We start from the raw sequence: 15,580 nt of genomic DNA, 5'->3' as shown, positions 1-15,580 counted from the left end.
CAACTATGGAAGTGCAACAATTTTATTATGACAACAAAATTGTAAAGAAATTCCTTTACGCTTCGATTTTTTTCGGGGCTATTGGTATGCTTGTAGGATTACTATTAGCGGTGATGTTTATATTTCCTAACTTAACGGATGGAATCCCTTGGTTAAGTTATGGAAGACTACGTCCGCTACATACGAATGCAGTTATTTTTGCTTTCGTTGGAAATGCAATCTTTGCCGGTATTTACTATTCTTTACAGCGTTTGTGTAAGTCAAGAATGTACAGTGATGTTTTAAGTAACATTCACTTTTTTGGTTGGCAAGCCATTATTGCTGCTGCAGCAATTACCTTGCCTTTAGGTTTTACTACGTCAAAAGAGTACGCAGAGTTAGAATGGCCAATTGATATCGCGATTGCGGTGATATGGGTAACCTTCGGAATCAACATGATTATGACAATCATTAATCGTAGAGAGCGTCATATCTATGTAGCAATCTGGTTCTACTTAGCTACTTTTGTAACCGTAGCCGTATTACACATTTTTAACTCGTTGGAATTACCAGTTCATGGATTGAAATCATACTCTGTATATGCAGGGGTTCAAGATGCCCTGGTGCAATGGTGGTACGGACATAATGCCGTGGCCTTCTTCTTGACCACACCATTCTTAGGGTTGATGTATTACTTCTTGCCAAAAGCGGCAAATAGACCGGTGTATTCATATCGTCTTTCTATTATTCACTTCTGGTCATTAATTTTCTTATATATCTGGGCTGGACCGCACCACTTGTTGTATTCAGCTTTACCAGAATGGGCACAAAACTTAGGGGTAGTATTCTCTGTGATGTTGATTGCTCCATCTTGGGGAGGTATGATTAATGGACTATTAACCCTACGTGGAGTTTGGGATAAAGTAAGAGTAGATCCTGTGTTGAAATTCTTCGTAGTAGGGATCACTGGATACGGAATGGCTACGTTTGAAGGGCCTATGTTGTCCCTGAAAAACGTAAACGCAATTGCCCACTATACGGACTGGATCGTAGCTCACGTACACGTTGGAGCTTTAGCTTGGAATGGTTTCATGACCTTCGGTATGGTGTACTGGTTAATCCCAAGAATGACAAAAACGGAATTGTACTCTAGAGCCTTAGCAAACTTCCACTTCTGGATTGGAACCTTAGGTATTATTTTGTATACTATTCCTTTATATGTAGCTGGATTCTCTCAACACTTAATGTGGAAAGACTTCGATCCATCTGGAACGCTAAAATACGGGAACTTCCTTGAAACAGTAACAGCGATTATGCCGATGTACGTGATGCGTGCTATTGGTGGTTCGTTCTACTTAATTGGATTATTTGTATTGATTTACTTGGTATACAAAACCGTACGTGTTGGTAAACCAGTAGAAGATGAGCTAGCAGAAGCACCAGAATTAAAAAGAATCTCTGCTTCTCGTTTAAAAGGAGAAGCTTGGCATACTTGGTTGGAAAGAAGACCTATCCAATTTACAATTCTTACAACAGTAGCAATCTTAATTGGTGGTATTGTACAGATTGTACCTACAATCTTCGTAAAATCCAATATTCCAACTATCGCAAGTGTGAAACCGTATACGCCATTGGAGTTAGAGGGACGTGACTTATATATCCGTGAAGGATGTGTGGGCTGTCACTCGCAAATGATTCGTCCTTTCCGTTCTGAAGTGGAACGTTACGGAGAGTATTCTAAATCAGGAGAGTATGTATATGACCACCCGTTCTTATGGGGTTCTAAACGAACAGGACCAGATGTAATGCGTGTGGGACAGAAATATTCAGATATCTGGCATTTCAACCATATGTATAATCCACAATCAACTTCTCCAGGGTCTATTATGCCAGGATACAAATGGTTGTTCGATAATAAACAAGCGGATTTCTCACACATTGAAAAGAAAATGCGTGTCATGAGAACGCTAGGGGTTCCTTATACAGATGAAGATATTGCCAATGCAAGACAGTCCATGAAGGAACAAGGGGAACAAATTGCTTTAAATTTCCAAACAGATCCGGATTATAAAGATTCATATTTAGCAAGCGAAAAAGCGGCGAAAGAAAATGGACAGGAGTTCGTTCCAATGAGCGAACGTGAGATTGTTGCTATGGTTGCTTACTTACAACGTTTAGGGACAGACATCAAAAATAGAGTTGAGGAATAATAAAAAAGAGAAAGCATTATGTTGAAATTTATTAAACATACAATGGAAACAATAGGAGGGATTGAGATTTATCCAATTATATCCCTACTAATATTCTTTACCTTTTTTGTAGGCTTGTTTGTATGGGTATTTACCTATAAAAAAGAAACAATTGAAGAATTGAGCAATATGCCGTTTCTAGATGATGAAAAGCAGAATGTTGATCCTAATTCAGAAAAATTATGAAAAAGTATTTTCCAGTATATGTAAGAGTTCCATTACTATTCTTGCTATTTTATGTACTAGTAGAATGGGTAGCAGGCGGAACAGCACAAAGACCTGCTTTTGTTGATCATCCTGCGGTGCTTATTTTGTTGGGCTTGTTTTTATTCGCTTTAATCGCAGTAGAAATAGTAGCTTCTGCAACAAACAGAGTACTGAGACGCTTGATGACACCAGAAGAAATTGCGGCGAAAGAAAAAGAAGACAACCTTTCGTTTGCAGATCGTCCATGGGTGAAAAAATTGATGCAAAAAATGACGCGTACTACATCTGTAAGTGATGAAGGTGAGTTGTTAATGGATCATGACTATGACGGAATTAAAGAGTTAGATAATGAATTGCCACCTTGGTGGGTGGGCTTATTCTACATCACTGTAATATTCTCTGTTGTTTACTTATTGAGATTCCACGTATTTGGAGGCGACAACCAAATTGTAGAATACGAAAAGTCAGTGGCATTAGCCAAAGAACAAATTGAAGAGTATAGAAAAACTGCTGCAGACTTAATTTCTGCAGATGAAGCACAATACTTAAGTGATGAAAGCTCGTTAGCTGCTGGTAAGAAGATTTTCGACATGAACTGTGTAGCTTGTCACCAAGCAGACGGTGGTGGAGGAATCGGGCCAAACTTAACGGATGATCATTGGATTTTAGGTGGTGGAATGAAAAATATTTTCCATACAATTTCAGAAGGGGGAAGACCTGGAAAAGGAATGGTGGATTGGAAAAAAACATTAAAACCATCGGAAATTGAAAAAGTAGCTTCTTATATTATCTCATTAAATGGTACCACTCCAGCAAGTCCGAAAGAGGCAGAAGGAGATATCATTTGGTCAAAAGCAGAATTAGAAGGAGCAGCAGAAACTGAAGCAACGGAAGAGGCCGCACCAACAGAAGAAGCTTCTACTGCTGAGGTAGCAGACGTAAGTCAAGAGTAACGACTTGACCTAAAACAAAAAAAACTAATAAACACATAAAAAAGGAGTTGAGTGAGTATTTTACATGCTCAACTCCTTTTTATAAAAAACACATAAGGCTATGGAAAATGGAAATAATGAGAGTTTTAGAGACTCGATAAGTACCATTGACAAAGATGGAAAAAGGGCGTGGATTTATCCGAAAAAACCATCCGGGCCATTTTACAACAAAAGAAAAATCGTCAGCTATTTATTACTGGCTTTCTTGATAGCTGCACCTTTTATTAAAATCAACGGAAACCAATTGTTGCTGTTTAATGTGATTGATCGCAAGTTCAATATCTTTGGTTTTCCCTTTTGGCCACAAGACTTCTATCTAGTCGTAATTTCAATGATTATCGGTGTTGTTTTTGTAACCTTATTTACGGTTTCTTTTGGTCGTATCTTCTGTGGTTGGATATGTCCGCAGACTATTTTTATGGAAATGGTTTTCAGGCGTATCGAATACTGGATCGACGGGGATAGAGGAGCGCAAATGAGATTAGATAAACAACCTTGGAATTCAGAAAAAATACGAAAAAGACTTTTGAAGTGGGTTATTTTCTTCCTCATCTCGTTTATTATCGCTAACGTGTTCTTATCTTATATAATCGGAAGTGACGCAGTACTGCTGATGGTAGAAGATGGACCATTTGCCCATATGGGGAACTTTATTGGACTAATTATCTTTACAGGAGCGTTCTATTTCGTTTTTACCTGGTTTAGAGAACAAGTATGTGTGATTGCTTGTCCATATGGACGTTTGCAAGGAGTTTTACTCGATAATAAATCGATTATTGTAGCCTATGATCACGTACGTGGTGAACGAACAAATGGAAGAGGAAAGTTCAAAAAAGGCGTAGATAGAGAAGCAGAAGGAATTGGAGACTGTATTGACTGTAAGCAATGTGTGAATGTATGTCCAACGGGAATTGACATCCGAAATGGAACGCAGCTGGAATGTGTGAACTGTACCGCTTGTATTGATGAATGTGATTTCGTCATGGAAAAAGCAGGTTTACCTAAAGGGTTAATCCGCTATGCTTCAGAGGAGGAAATTGTAGAGAATAAACCGTATTCTTTTACGCCGCGTCAAAGAGGATACACTGTTGTGTTATCTGTTTTAGTGGCTGTACTCATCGGGCTCCTATTCCTGAGAACAGACGTAGAAGCAAGGGTACTACGTGTAGCGGGTAAAACGTTTGAACACAAAGGAGCGAATATCTCCAATGTGTATACGTTTAAGATTATGAACAAAACGATGAAAGATTATGATCACTTGACTTTTAAGGTGAAAAATCCACAAAGTGCAGCAGTGAAATTAGTCGGTAAAGACGTCATCGAAGTGAAAAAAGAAGATTATAGCGAAGGGGTATTGTTTATCGAGATTCCACAAAAAGACCTCGATGGATACAGTACAAAAGTAACCATTGAAGTGTATGACGGCGATCGTCTTATTCAAACGACGAAAACCAACTTTTTAGGCCCGCGCTTATTGAATTAAAAATTAAAAAACAGTTAGGTATGAAGTTTAATTTTGGTACGGGAATTGTAATAGCTATTGGCTTATTTATGATTTTCATTTTACAATATGTCATTCGTGTACAAATTGATGCGAAATATGACAATCAACTGGTAACAGAAAATTATTACCAGCAAGAGGTTGAGGTGGATTCACGTCGTGAGAGAGAAATGGAAGCACTGAAACTAAAAGAACAAGTTACAATATATAGTACATCTGAAGGAATTAAAATTACATTTCCTGAAAGTTTTGACTATAATGACATACATGGAAAAATATTCCTATACAGACCGTCTAACCAGCAATTAGACTTTGATACTCTCATATCATTGTCTTCTTCCAATTTGCTCATACCTAACACAAATCTGGTAGACGGTCGTTGGGATATTGTGGTGGAATGGAACTATAAGGATGTATCGTATCGCAACGTAAAAAAATTAACGATAAAATAAGGAAGCTTTGATTTCGGCACTCATTTTTGGCTTAGTCAGCAGTCTGCATTGTATTGGTATGTGTGGACCTATCGCCCTGATGTTGCCCATTAGCCAGCATAATCAAGCAGTAAAAATTAGGCAGATGTTCACCTATCATATAGGGAGAATAGCTGCCTATTCTTTATTAGGGGTTGTTTTTGGCTTATTTGGTAAAGGCTTGTTTTTAGCAGGGTTTCAGCAACAGTTATCCATCGTTGTGGGTATTATTATGATTGTTTTGGCGCTTATTCCTGCCAATCGAATCGGTAATTTTAATCTGATGAAACCGCTGTATCGATTTGTCAACTGGATAAAAGCGTCTTTGGGAAAACAATTTAAAAAAAAGTCACCCAAAGCCTTGTTCTTAATCGGTTTCTTTAATGGTTTCTTACCTTGCGGAATGGTTTATGTCGCTTTATTTGGTGCCTTGGCTACGCAAGATGTATTGCTAGGGATGGCCTATATGGCTTTGTTTGGACTAGGTACGATCCCCTTGATGAGTCTGGTCATTTATTTTAAAAATTTATTCTCCGATTCATTTAGAAGAGGAATTATGAAATACTATCCTGTTGTTATTGTGGTAATTGGAATGTTATTTATCATTAGAGGCCTAGGGTTAAATATCCCTTTCCTATCCCCAGATACGTTAAATCTGTTTGTCCGCGGAGAAGCAATGTGTTAAATAAAACTTAATTATGTGACTTTTGTCATCAGTACCTGTCTTAAGAGTACAACAGCAGCAAATACAACTTTATTTGCTATGAAAAAGAGTAGGAACTGTTGTTGGATTGCTATAGAAAAAGTCAAAAAAAAGGAAAGCCATGGCTTTCCTTTTTTTTATTGGGAACGATTAAAGGAAGTAATTCAAAGTAAATACTGCTGATTAAATCAAAAATTCCCCTGTTTTACCCTAAAAAAACCTTTTTGAATGGCAAAAAATGAATACTATATGTTCATAATTTCGTGTTTATAGTTGATTATCATAAAATTTTGAATTATTTATTTGTTTTATTATGGTTTTTGCTGTTAATGTTTTGATTTTAAGCTATGTTGTTCTTTATTAAATTAATTTTTTATTTGATATTTAATAAAATAAATGATTAAAAGGTGTGTAGGGGGCGGGATATTTGGAGGATTAGTAAAAGTTAGATGTTGTTTTTTAGATTAGGTAATAATTCATAAATTCACGTAAGAAAAAAATATAAAATTTGTTGTTTATGAAAGCAAAAGTACAGTATAACGATTTTAAAGGTACTGTAGCTGCAGACATATCAGATATGATTGCAGTTAACAAAGGTAATTACATCAGTAGTATTGGGGAGTACTTCGGTGTAGATCAGGAGCGTTTTAGAGTTGTCGGCGTATCGCTACAAGGAATTCAAAATTTTGAATTGACCATGCTTTGTGTGGACAAGGAAAAAAGTACTCCGTTTAAAGATCATTTAGTGAAAATGCAATTTGATCTTGATGCAGAAGGGCAAAAGCAAATGTTAGGTTTGTTGTTTAAACGATTGAATGTCGTGCTTTTCGATTCAGGAGAAGAAGAGTATGAACACGACAATTATGATGAAGTAGTAAATTATGCGGATCATCATCGTAAAGAATATTTGGATTAATAATGTAATTAATTGTAACAAATAAAAAAGGTTCTTGTTTAACTACAAGAACTTTTTTTTTGGCATTAAGTTGGTGGTTCAAAAAAGGCAGGAGATGATTCATAAACCTCGCGTATTTCACGAAAATGCCTAGTAATTATCTTGGCGCCAAATGGCTACATCAGCCATGATTTTTTCAGTGTCAGCGTGTAGTTCGTCTAAGTAGTTAGCCGTATAGAGTGTGTAGGTAACTTTGTCTAAACGAAGCTTTACTTTAGTTTTGTTGATGACTCTTACGGTAATTTGTCCCGATGAATCTACAAATAATTGTTGTCTTTTTGAGTTTTGATCTTCCTCTAAAGTTAGGAAAATAGGAGGTTGTACCCCATTTAACTTCGTGTCTTGTTGATAAACTAAAGTAGCTTTACCATCTTTATAGGTAAAGTAATAGTTTTTGAACATAAAGGTTTTTGCTGCAAAAACTTTGGTTTTATTTTTATCTAATGTGTAAGGTGAAGAAACTATCGTTTCAGTTGTTTGACAGCTCTGTACAAGAGGTGTCAAAGCAAGTACGGTAAGAAGAAATAGTTTTTTCATAAGGTTAATTGGTGTAATTCAATAAGACCAAAATAGAATAATAATTCAATAAAACAAAATATTATTTACATAAAATTTGTTTTTGATTCATTTTTTGTTAGAAAGTAAAGGGTTTTGAAGCGAAATGCTTGCTGAATATGCATAAACTTCTTTTTTAGCATAATGATATATATCAGGCTTTATGAAAAAAAGAAGGTGTAATTTAATACTACAAATTAAAGTAGTGTGAATTATGAGTAAAAAAGTTATTTTATTTGCTGTTTTATTAATGTTTATTGGGTGTAAAAAAGATAAATCCAAAGCGTTTGAATTTGTACAGAAGGGAAATTCGGAATTGCTAACGCAGGCACAAACCTTTTTTCAACCTATTTCGTCCGTAGAGCTTCCTGCTTTAGACTCGGCGAAAGTAGCCTTAGGGAAGTACCTGTATTTTGATACGCGTTTGTCGAAAGAAGGAAATATCAGTTGTAATTCTTGTCACAACCTGAATACTTATGGGGTAGATAATCTTGCTTTTTCTCCTGGAGATGACGGTTCCTTAGGAGGACGTAATTCGCCAACGGTTTTTCACGCTGCCTTGCACAGCATGCAGTTTTGGGATGGTCGAGCCAAGGATGTGGAAGAGCAGGCTGGAGGGCCAATTCTGAATCCTGTCGAACACAACATCAAAGATGAAAAAGAATTAGAAGTGCGATTGCGCCAGGTAGAGCTGTATAAAGAAATGTTTGCAGCTGTTTATCAAACAGACAAACAGCCGATTACGTTTAAAAACATCACCAATGCTATCGGAGCTTTTGAACGCACCCTCATGCCTGCGAGTCGATTCGATGCGTATTTAGAAGGAGATCGCGCAGTATTAACTGAACAAGAACAACGAGGACTTGAGGCCTTTATGACCGTAGGGTGTACTACTTGCCACAGCGGCGTAGCCTTAGGAGGACAAATGTTTCAAAAATTCGGACTCTATGGTGATTATTGGAGAGAAACTAAATCGGATAAAGTCGATAAAGGGTTAGCAGATCTAAGTAAAAAAGAAGCGGAAAACTACTTTTTTAAAGTACCAGGATTGCGAAATATAGCCCATACAGGACCGTATTTTCACGATGGTTCAGTCAAAGATCTCAAAGAAGCGGTTCGAATTATGGCTAGTTTACAAACGAATATCACATTAAGCCAAGAACAAATAGATGATATTACCGTGTTTTTAGGAAGCTTATCCGGCGATATTCCAGACGAAGTGAAAAAGTCCCCCTTTCAATAGTAATGCACGAGTAGTGTTTAGTAAAAGTTGGTTGCAAAGGCTGTTCTATGGTTGAACAGCTTTTGTTTTTTTGTGATGAAGTTCTCTATTTGTGCGGGTTAGACCTGCTTCGTAAAGGCGAATTGAAACTAAACCCAGGGATTTGTATTGGCTAAGCTTTTACATTTCTTATATTTGTAGGGATATAAACTAAGAGATATGGAGTTGAAATTACATAGACCGATTTGTTTTTTTGATTTAGAAACAACAGGTGTGGATGTTGCAAGAGATAGAATCGTGGAAATAGCAGTCTTAAAAGTTTTTCCTAACGGAAACAAAGAAAGCAAAACCTGGTTGGTCAATCCAGAACGACCAATTCCTGAAGCGTCTACTAAAATTCACGGTATTACGGATGAAAAGGTAGCCAATGAGCCTACATTTAAAGAATTAGCTCCCTTGGTATATCAAATGATAAAGGATGCTGATTTGGCTGGATTTAATTCGGACCGATTTGATATCCCTTTACTAGCAGAAGAATTGTTGCGTGCAGGAGTTGATTTTGACTTGGGAAACCGCGTGACGGTGGATATTCAAACCATCTTTCACAAAAAAGAAGAGCGTACCCTAAGTGCAGCCTATAAATTCTACTGTAATCAAAGTTTAGAAAATGCACATTCAGCTGCAGCAGATACGCATGCGACGTACGAAATACTCAAAGCACAGCTAGACCGCTATGAAGACCTAGAAAATGATATGCGTTTGTTGTCTGAATTTACAACGAGAAAGAAAAGCGTTGATTTTGCAGGTTTTATTGCCTTAAATGAAGAAGGTCAAGAGGTCTTTACCTTTGGGAAACACAAAGGAGTCTTGGTGGATGTGGTGCTGGAAAATGAACCTGGATACTATGGATGGATTCAAAATGCAGATTTTCCCTTGTACACCAAAAAGGTGTTGACTGCCATTAAATTGAGAAAACTCAACAACAAACTTTAAAAGAAAACAAAATGAAAATTATCTGTGTAGGAAGAAATTATGTCGATCATATCGCTGAGTTAAATAATGAACGACCTGAGGCTCCCGTGTTGTTTATCAAACCAGACACAGCTTTGTTGAGCAAGGAATTTCCATTTGTTATTCCAGATTTTTCTCAAGATATTCATTACGAGGCGGAAGTAGTGGTGAAAATCAATAAAGTAGGGAAGTATATTGAACCAAAATTTGCTCATAAGTACTACGATCAACTCTCAATAGGGATTGATTTTACTGCGCGTGACTTGCAAAGTAAATTGAAAGAAAAAGGGCTACCTTGGGAAAAAGCGAAAGCTTTTGATAATTCCGCTTTTGTCGGTGATTTTTTGCCTAAAACGACAGTTGCGTCGATGGAAGAAATTTCATTTTCCTTAATGCAAAATGGCAGTGTGGTACAACAAGCGACAACGGCTCAAATGATTTGGAAAGTGGACGAATTAATTGCGGAAATTTCCAAGTATTTTACACTAAAAACAGGTGATTTGATCTTTACGGGTACACCTGCGGGTGTTGGGAAAGTGAATCCCGGAGATCTTTTAACAGGATTTTTTGGAGAAGAGAAAGTATTTGATTTAATAGTAAAATAACGGACTATGGCTCTTTTTTATGATGTGCGATCGTTATATGCTAAGCATAATAACCAGGAAGAACGCGTAGTAGAAGAATTGGTGTATTATGTACAACAAATGACAAAGCGATTGGATAAGATGAAAAAACACATCAATGCCAAGAACTATGAGAAACTTCAGAAACACATAACTACACTTCAACCTTTAGTCGAGGCTTTGGGGATGGATCAAGCGGTGGAAGAATTGGCAACAATACAAGCATGGATCGAGCAAAAAGGAAAGGTTAAAGAAATTAAAGAGGTCTATAAATTACTGCGAAAACACCTTCGATCGGCAGTGAAAGAAATTACCAAAGACTATCATATCGTTGTACAATGAAAGCAAGTATCCTAACTATAGGCGATGAGATTCTAATTGGACAAATCGCCGATACCAATTCCCATTATTTAGCGGATTATCTGGATAAATTGGGATTTGAAGTGACGGAGATGATGTCGATTTCCGACGGAGAAAGTGCCATAAGAGAGGCAATGGACCGACAGTTGAGTCGCGTAGATTTGGTGATTTTAACAGGAGGGTTAGGCCCCACTAAAGACGATTTGACCAAACAGGTTTTTTGCGATTTCTTTGACGATGTTTTAGTTGAAGATGCAACTGTCTTTAATCATGTCAAGCAGTTCATAGAAGGCCATTTTAAGCGCCCAATTTCTGATATTAACCGAAGACAAGCCTTAGTGCCCTCAAAAGCTACGGTATTGTTTAATGCCTTGGGGACTGCTCCTGGAATGATGATGAAAAAAGGCAACACACAGTATGTGTCTCTGCCTGGGGTTCCTTTTGAAATGAAGGGGATTGTGGAAAAAGAGCTAACACCCGTACTTAAAGAACAATTTACGTTGCGATTTAATGTACACCAAACGATTGTAGTGTATGGAATTGGAGAAAGCCTTTTAGCAGAATACTTGAGCGATTGGGAGGATACTTTGCCTGAGTCCATTCAATTGGCCTATTTGCCAAGTCGAGGTAGGGTGCGTTTGCGTTTGTCATCCTCGGGAGAAAATAAGAAAGAAATCGAAGCGAATTTAGCGACTTATATTGAGCGAATTCCAGCAGAGGTCAAAGAACACATCCGTGCTTATAGTGATTTGAGTCGGTCGGATGTGGTGATTGAACAATTGAAAACAGCTGGGCAAACCCTGGCTTGTGCAGAAAGTTGTACAGGGGGACGCTTAGCCGTGTTGTTTAGTGAAAAAGAAGGCGCTTCTGCTTTTTTTAAAGGAGGAGTGGTTACGTATGCAACTCAATCGAAGATTGACCTGCTAGGGGTTAGCAAAGAGACCATTGAGCAATATAGCGTAGTGAGCGAGCAAGTTGCTTGTGAAATGGCTGAACAAGCCCACCATAAATTTAAAGCGGATATTGCTGTGTCGACAACAGGAAATGCAGGGCCTACCAAAGGAGATTCTGAGGCAGCAGTTGGTACTGTTTATGTAGGGATTGCCTCGAAACACGGCACCTTTGCAGTAAAGTGTGAATTAGGACAACCAAGGGAACAAGTCATCGAACGTACAATTAGTAGGGCTTTAGAGTTGGTTTATAACGAAATATTAAAAAAATAGTCGAAAGATTTTGTTTAATAAAATTCTTTTTCTTTACTTTGCACCCTGATTTTGAATATTGAAATAAAAGATTAGATATAATGTCAAGAGTTTGTGAAATTACCGGAAAGAGAGCGATGGTTGGAAACAACGTCTCTCACGCGATGAATAAAACTAAAAGAAAGTTTTCTGTAAACTTAATTAAAAAACGTTTTTACATTGCTGAAGAAGACAGATGGGTAACATTAAAATTGTCTACCACTGCATTGAAAACAATTAATAAGAAAGGGATTACTGCTGTTTTGAAAGAAGCAAGAGTAAAAGGATTAGTAAAATAATTCGCACCATAAAAAACAAGGAAAACGATGGCAAAGAAAGGTAATAGAATCCAAGTAATCTTAGAGTGTACTGAACATAAAGCATCTGGTTTACCAGGTACTTCAAGATACATCACAACTAAGAACAAGAAAAACACACCTGATAGATTGGAAATTAAAAAATTCAACCCTATCATGAAAAAAGTAACAATTCATAAAGAAATTAAATAATTAAGTCATGGCAAAGAAAACCGTAGCTACTTTAAGAACATCTTCTAAGAAGTTGACTAAAGCAATTAAAATGGTTAGATCTCCAAAGACAGGTGCTTACACATTTGTTGAGTCTGTTATGGCTCCTGATTTTGTAGATGAATTCTTGAGTAAAAAGTAATTTACCATTAAATATCTTGAAAAAAAGCTGCCTGATTCAGGTAGCTTTTTTCATTTTTATATGGTTTTGTTATAGCACCCACTATAAGATGATATACTTTTATTCTTTATATTTGTACAAACTAATAGGAACGTTATGAGTTTTTTTAAAAGAATATTTTCTTCCGAAAAAAAGGAAACTTTAGATAAAGGTTTAGAGAAATCCAAAACATCTTTTTTCTCAAAATTAACCAAAGCAGTAGCAGGAAAATCGAAGGTGGATGATGATGTTTTAGATAATCTAGAAGAGGTTTTAGTTACTTCTGATGTTGGAGTAAATACGACATTAAAGATTATTGATCGCATTGAAGCTAGAGTTACACGTGACAAATACGTTGGAACGGAAGAGTTGAACCAAATTCTGAGAGAGGAAATCGCAGGATTGCTATCTGAAACAGCATTAGGTGAATCAACGGAATTTGAAATTCCAAAAGATAAAAAACCCTATGTGATTATGGTCGTTGGAGTAAATGGTGCTGGAAAGACCACAACGATTGGGAAATTAGCCTATCAGTTTAAAAAAGCAGGGTTAAACGTGGTTTTAGGTGCTGCGGATACCTTTAGAGCTGCTGCGATTGATCAGTTGCAAGTATGGGCGGATCGCGTTGGTGTGCCTATTGTTCGTCAGCAAATGGGTAGTGATCCTGCGTCTGTTGCGTTTGATACGCTACAATCCGCGGTAACTCAAGGTGCGGATGTTGTAATTATTGATACAGCGGGTCGTTTACACAATAAAGTGAATTTGATGAATGAGCTATCGAAAGTGAAACGCGTGATGCAAAAAGTAATTGCCGATGCGCCTCATGATGTAATGTTAGTACTCGATGGATCAACAGGTCAAAATGCCTTTGAACAAGCCAAACAGTTCACTGCTGCAACAGAGGTTACTTCATTAGCTGTTACTAAATTGGATGGAACGGCTAAAGGAGGAGTAGTAATCGGAATCTCGGATGAATTTAGAATTCCGGTGCGTTACATTGGTGTGGGAGAAGGAATCGAAGATTTACAAGTGTTCAACAAATACGAATTCGTAGATTCGTTTTTTAAATAGCCTATAGGATGCGTAAGTTACAAGTATTGTTTAGTGTAATGCTCGTGATGGTTCTACAAGCCTGTCAATCCAAAGCAGATGTAGAAGCCGTACAAAAACATATCACTGGGTATTGGGAAATCGAAAAAGCGCAATTACCTGACGGAACTGAAAAAGATTATACCATTAATTCAACCATCGATTATTTGGAGTGGAAAGGGAACCAAACGGGAGTTCGCTTTAAAGTGGTGCCACAGTTCAATGGTGAATTTCTTACCAATGATAGCCCAGAAGCTTTTTCGATGAAAGAAAAAGAAGGGGCGGTTTGGTTGGAGTATAAAACAGATTTTGCCACTTGGGAAGAGCGTGTAATCTCCATAAGCGAAGAGCATATGGTGATGGAAAATGAAAATCAAATCAAATACTTTTACAAAAGAGCACATCCCATTCAAATTAAAGAGTAATCGTGAATAAAAACAATCCGTATAATCGAAATAAAATCAGCCCTCGAACGAGAGAGAGTAAGGGGATATCTGACTTGTTACAGCTGTTTAGAACGGAAAACAACTTAGATCAAGGATTGAATGAGTTTGATGTTTACGAGGCTTGGAAAACCGTATTAGGCCCCGGTATTGCTTCTTATACGATGGATATTGCGTTTAGACGGCAGGTTCTCTATGTTAAGCTTTCGTCTTCTATTGTGCGTGATGAATTGAGCTATGGTAAAGAAAAAATTGTAAAAATGCTCAATGAGGAACTTAAACGAGGATTGATTACAGATCTTATTCTACGATAACTAGTATACAAAACGACCGCATACAACTGCGGTCGCTTTTTTTAGTATAATAAAAGACTTTTTTGTCTTTTATTAAAAAAGAATAGCTATATTTGTATGGTAGAACAACATAGCTAGAGGAGGTTTATAGTTAAATAGATTGCAAACAGTAGAACGGAGGTTCATTTTACAAAAATAAAAGACAAATATATCTTCTAATAGTTTAAAAAAAAGCAAAGTGATGAAAAATAGAACAATAGGCTCATTCGTAGCCGAAGATTTTAGAACAGCAGCTATATTCAATAAATATGGTATTGATTTTTGTTGCAAAGGAGGTCGTACCTTAGAAGAAGTGTGTGACAAAAAAGAAATAGATGCCTTAGTTTTACTGGGTGAACTGGAACGTTTAGTAAGTCAACAAGCAGAAAACACGATTGATTTTAGACAGTGGCCGTTAGATTTATTAGCCGATTACATCGAAAAAACGCATCATCGCTATGTAGAAGAAAAGATTCCAGTGCTCTTACAGTTTTTAAATAAGCTAAGTAAGGTTTACGGAGACAGGCATCCAGAACTGCATGAAATTAATGAATTGTTTAATGGGTGTGCGCAGGAACTAAGTCAACATTTGAAAAAAGAAGAATTAGTATTATTCCCTTTTGTACGTAAAATGGTGAACGCAACAATAACAGGACAGTCTGTAGAAGCTCCTCATTTTGGAACGGTTGAAAATCCTGTTGCAATGATGATGCATGAACATGATGGGGAGGGCGAACGATTCCGAAAAATTGCAGCTTTATCGAATCAATATACACCACCAGCGGATGCGTGTAATACCTATAAAGTAACTTTTGCGATGTTAAAAGAATTTGAGGAAGATTTGCACAAACACATTCACTTAGAAAATAATATTCTGTTTCCCAATGCCATCGTATTAGAACAAAAATTGAACTAATCTACATAGAACTAATCTAGTGTCTCGCTAAAAAAGGGGAGACAC

Annotated in this window: 20 protein-coding genes; 19 read left to right on the top strand and 1 reads right to left on the bottom strand. The window is 37.0% G+C overall.

The genetic code is table 11. The annotated features are described in order from the left end of the window. The first annotated feature begins 5 nt into the window (after positions 1–5). From ccoN to ACLJX0_RS08080, 7 genes are all read left to right on the top strand, one after another. A complete protein-coding gene (gene ccoN / locus ACLJX0_RS08110) occupies positions 6–2,189 on the top strand; it encodes a cytochrome-c oxidase, cbb3-type subunit I (protein WP_410879682.1) in 2,184 nt (727 codons plus the stop codon). An 18-nt stretch (positions 2,190–2,207) separates the two neighbouring features. Further along, complete coding sequence (locus ACLJX0_RS08105) at positions 2,208–2,414, top strand: cbb3-type cytochrome oxidase subunit 3 (RefSeq protein ID WP_410879681.1); 207 nt, start codon at positions 2,208–2,210, stop codon at positions 2,412–2,414. Beyond that, entirely contained in the window at positions 2,411–3,388 is a 978-nt protein-coding gene (locus ACLJX0_RS08100; RefSeq protein ID WP_410879680.1) for a cbb3-type cytochrome c oxidase N-terminal domain-containing protein, read from the top strand. Before ACLJX0_RS08105 ends, ACLJX0_RS08100 begins: the two co-directional genes overlap by 4 nt. A gap of 100 nt (positions 3,389–3,488) precedes the next feature. Further along, positions 3,489–4,910: a cytochrome c oxidase accessory protein CcoG gene (gene ccoG, locus ACLJX0_RS08095; protein WP_410879679.1), complete on the top strand. Its 1,422-nt coding sequence runs from the start codon at positions 3,489–3,491 to the stop codon at positions 4,908–4,910. Between the two features lie 20 nt (positions 4,911–4,930). Then, positions 4,931–5,380 carry a FixH family protein gene (locus ACLJX0_RS08090; protein ID WP_410879678.1) on the top strand — a complete coding sequence of 150 codons (450 nt, stop codon included), beginning with the start codon at positions 4,931–4,933 and terminating at the stop codon, positions 5,378–5,380. A gap of 7 nt (positions 5,381–5,387) precedes the next feature. Beyond that, the gene (locus tag ACLJX0_RS08085) at positions 5,388–6,083 is read left to right on the top strand and encodes a sulfite exporter TauE/SafE family protein (protein ID WP_410879677.1); all 696 of its coding nucleotides are present in this window, start codon (positions 5,388–5,390) and stop codon (positions 6,081–6,083) included. A gap of 535 nt (positions 6,084–6,618) precedes the next feature. Further along, positions 6,619–7,017 carry a hypothetical protein gene (locus ACLJX0_RS08080; protein ID WP_410879676.1) on the top strand — a complete coding sequence of 133 codons (399 nt, stop codon included), beginning with the start codon at positions 6,619–6,621 and terminating at the stop codon, positions 7,015–7,017. A gap of 129 nt (positions 7,018–7,146) precedes the next feature. On the opposite strand, the gene ACLJX0_RS08075 is transcribed toward ACLJX0_RS08080, so the two are convergent. Further along, entirely contained in the window at positions 7,147–7,593 is a 447-nt protein-coding gene (locus tag ACLJX0_RS08075; protein WP_410879675.1) for a hypothetical protein, read from the bottom strand. Positions 7,594–7,825: 232 nt separating this feature from the next. Between ACLJX0_RS08075 and ACLJX0_RS08070 the strand changes: the two genes are divergently transcribed. The 12 genes from ACLJX0_RS08070 (at position 7,826) to ric (ending at position 15,535) form a co-directional block, all read left to right on the top strand. Beyond that, positions 7,826–8,854 carry a cytochrome-c peroxidase gene (locus tag ACLJX0_RS08070; RefSeq protein WP_410879674.1) on the top strand — a complete coding sequence of 343 codons (1,029 nt, stop codon included), beginning with the start codon at positions 7,826–7,828 and terminating at the stop codon, positions 8,852–8,854. 198 nt (positions 8,855–9,052) lie between these two features. After that, positions 9,053–9,826, top strand: a complete 774-nt coding sequence (locus ACLJX0_RS08065; RefSeq protein ID WP_410879673.1) for an exonuclease domain-containing protein — start codon at positions 9,053–9,055, stop codon at positions 9,824–9,826. Between the two features lie 11 nt (positions 9,827–9,837). Then, positions 9,838–10,449: a fumarylacetoacetate hydrolase family protein gene (locus ACLJX0_RS08060; RefSeq protein WP_410879672.1), complete on the top strand. Its 612-nt coding sequence runs from the start codon at positions 9,838–9,840 to the stop codon at positions 10,447–10,449. A 6-nt stretch (positions 10,450–10,455) separates the two neighbouring features. Then, positions 10,456–10,809 (top strand): hypothetical protein, encoded by a 354-nt coding sequence (locus ACLJX0_RS08055; protein ID WP_410879671.1) that lies wholly within the window; start codon positions 10,456–10,458, stop codon positions 10,807–10,809. Further along, on the top strand, positions 10,806–12,050 hold the full coding sequence (locus tag ACLJX0_RS08050; RefSeq protein WP_410879670.1) for a competence/damage-inducible protein A: 1,245 nt from the start codon (positions 10,806–10,808) through the stop codon (positions 12,048–12,050). The genes ACLJX0_RS08055 and ACLJX0_RS08050 overlap by 4 nt, the downstream gene beginning before the upstream one ends. Before the next feature lie 80 nt (positions 12,051–12,130). After that, positions 12,131–12,367 carry a 50S ribosomal protein L28 gene (gene rpmB, locus ACLJX0_RS08045; protein WP_002990304.1) on the top strand — a complete coding sequence of 79 codons (237 nt, stop codon included), beginning with the start codon at positions 12,131–12,133 and terminating at the stop codon, positions 12,365–12,367. A gap of 27 nt (positions 12,368–12,394) precedes the next feature. Further along, complete coding sequence (gene rpmG / locus ACLJX0_RS08040; protein ID WP_002990305.1) at positions 12,395–12,577, top strand: 50S ribosomal protein L33; 183 nt, start codon at positions 12,395–12,397, stop codon at positions 12,575–12,577. 7 nt (positions 12,578–12,584) lie between these two features. Beyond that, positions 12,585–12,737 (top strand): DUF4295 domain-containing protein, encoded by a 153-nt coding sequence (locus ACLJX0_RS08035; RefSeq protein WP_002990306.1) that lies wholly within the window; start codon positions 12,585–12,587, stop codon positions 12,735–12,737. 135 nt (positions 12,738–12,872) lie between these two features. Continuing rightward, positions 12,873–13,826, top strand: a complete 954-nt coding sequence (gene ftsY / locus ACLJX0_RS08030; RefSeq protein WP_410879669.1) for a signal recognition particle-docking protein FtsY — start codon at positions 12,873–12,875, stop codon at positions 13,824–13,826. A gap of 8 nt (positions 13,827–13,834) precedes the next feature. Further along, positions 13,835–14,269, top strand: a complete 435-nt coding sequence (locus ACLJX0_RS08025; protein ID WP_410879668.1) for a hypothetical protein — start codon at positions 13,835–13,837, stop codon at positions 14,267–14,269. 2 nt (positions 14,270–14,271) lie between these two features. Continuing rightward, positions 14,272–14,601, top strand: a complete 330-nt coding sequence (locus ACLJX0_RS08020) for a DUF721 domain-containing protein (protein WP_410879667.1) — start codon at positions 14,272–14,274, stop codon at positions 14,599–14,601. A 220-nt stretch (positions 14,602–14,821) separates the two neighbouring features. Further along, on the top strand, positions 14,822–15,535 hold the full coding sequence (gene ric / locus ACLJX0_RS08015) for an iron-sulfur cluster repair di-iron protein (protein WP_410879666.1): 714 nt from the start codon (positions 14,822–14,824) through the stop codon (positions 15,533–15,535). Positions 15,536–15,580 lie beyond the last annotated feature (45 nt).

This window comes from Myroides sp. DW712 (assembly GCF_046557355.1).
Taxonomy (GTDB): Bacteria; Bacteroidota; Bacteroidia; order Flavobacteriales; family Flavobacteriaceae; genus Flavobacterium.
This window is presented reverse-complemented; position numbering and strand designations above follow the sequence as displayed.

What these genes read in the sequence shown, in the direction of transcription:
- ccoN (WP_410879682.1), top strand. Translation starts at nt 6, where the DNA reads ATGGAAGTGCAACAATTTTATTATGACAACAAAATTGTAAAGAAATTC.
- ACLJX0_RS08105 (WP_410879681.1), top strand. Translation starts at nt 2,208, where the DNA reads ATGTTGAAATTTATTAAACATACAATGGAAACAATAGGAGGGATTGAG.
- ACLJX0_RS08100 (WP_410879680.1), top strand. Translation starts at nt 2,411, where the DNA reads ATGAAAAAGTATTTTCCAGTATATGTAAGAGTTCCATTACTATTCTTG.
- ccoG (WP_410879679.1), top strand. Translation starts at nt 3,489, where the DNA reads ATGGAAAATGGAAATAATGAGAGTTTTAGAGACTCGATAAGTACCATT.
- ACLJX0_RS08090 (WP_410879678.1), top strand. Translation starts at nt 4,931, where the DNA reads ATGAAGTTTAATTTTGGTACGGGAATTGTAATAGCTATTGGCTTATTT.
- ACLJX0_RS08080 (WP_410879676.1), top strand. Translation starts at nt 6,619, where the DNA reads ATGAAAGCAAAAGTACAGTATAACGATTTTAAAGGTACTGTAGCTGCA.
- ACLJX0_RS08075 (WP_410879675.1), bottom strand. Translation starts at nt 7,593, where the DNA reads ATGAAAAAACTATTTCTTCTTACCGTACTTGCTTTGACACCTCTTGTA.
- ACLJX0_RS08070 (WP_410879674.1), top strand. Translation starts at nt 7,826, where the DNA reads ATGAGTAAAAAAGTTATTTTATTTGCTGTTTTATTAATGTTTATTGGG.
- ACLJX0_RS08065 (WP_410879673.1), top strand. Translation starts at nt 9,053, where the DNA reads ATGGAGTTGAAATTACATAGACCGATTTGTTTTTTTGATTTAGAAACA.
- ACLJX0_RS08060 (WP_410879672.1), top strand. Translation starts at nt 9,838, where the DNA reads ATGAAAATTATCTGTGTAGGAAGAAATTATGTCGATCATATCGCTGAG.
- ACLJX0_RS08055 (WP_410879671.1), top strand. Translation starts at nt 10,456, where the DNA reads ATGGCTCTTTTTTATGATGTGCGATCGTTATATGCTAAGCATAATAAC.
- ACLJX0_RS08050 (WP_410879670.1), top strand. Translation starts at nt 10,806, where the DNA reads ATGAAAGCAAGTATCCTAACTATAGGCGATGAGATTCTAATTGGACAA.
- rpmB (WP_002990304.1), top strand. Translation starts at nt 12,131, where the DNA reads ATGTCAAGAGTTTGTGAAATTACCGGAAAGAGAGCGATGGTTGGAAAC.
- rpmG (WP_002990305.1), top strand. Translation starts at nt 12,395, where the DNA reads ATGGCAAAGAAAGGTAATAGAATCCAAGTAATCTTAGAGTGTACTGAA.
- ACLJX0_RS08035 (WP_002990306.1), top strand. Translation starts at nt 12,585, where the DNA reads ATGGCAAAGAAAACCGTAGCTACTTTAAGAACATCTTCTAAGAAGTTG.
- ftsY (WP_410879669.1), top strand. Translation starts at nt 12,873, where the DNA reads ATGAGTTTTTTTAAAAGAATATTTTCTTCCGAAAAAAAGGAAACTTTA.
- ACLJX0_RS08025 (WP_410879668.1), top strand. Translation starts at nt 13,835, where the DNA reads ATGCGTAAGTTACAAGTATTGTTTAGTGTAATGCTCGTGATGGTTCTA.
- ric (WP_410879666.1), top strand. Translation starts at nt 14,822, where the DNA reads ATGAAAAATAGAACAATAGGCTCATTCGTAGCCGAAGATTTTAGAACA.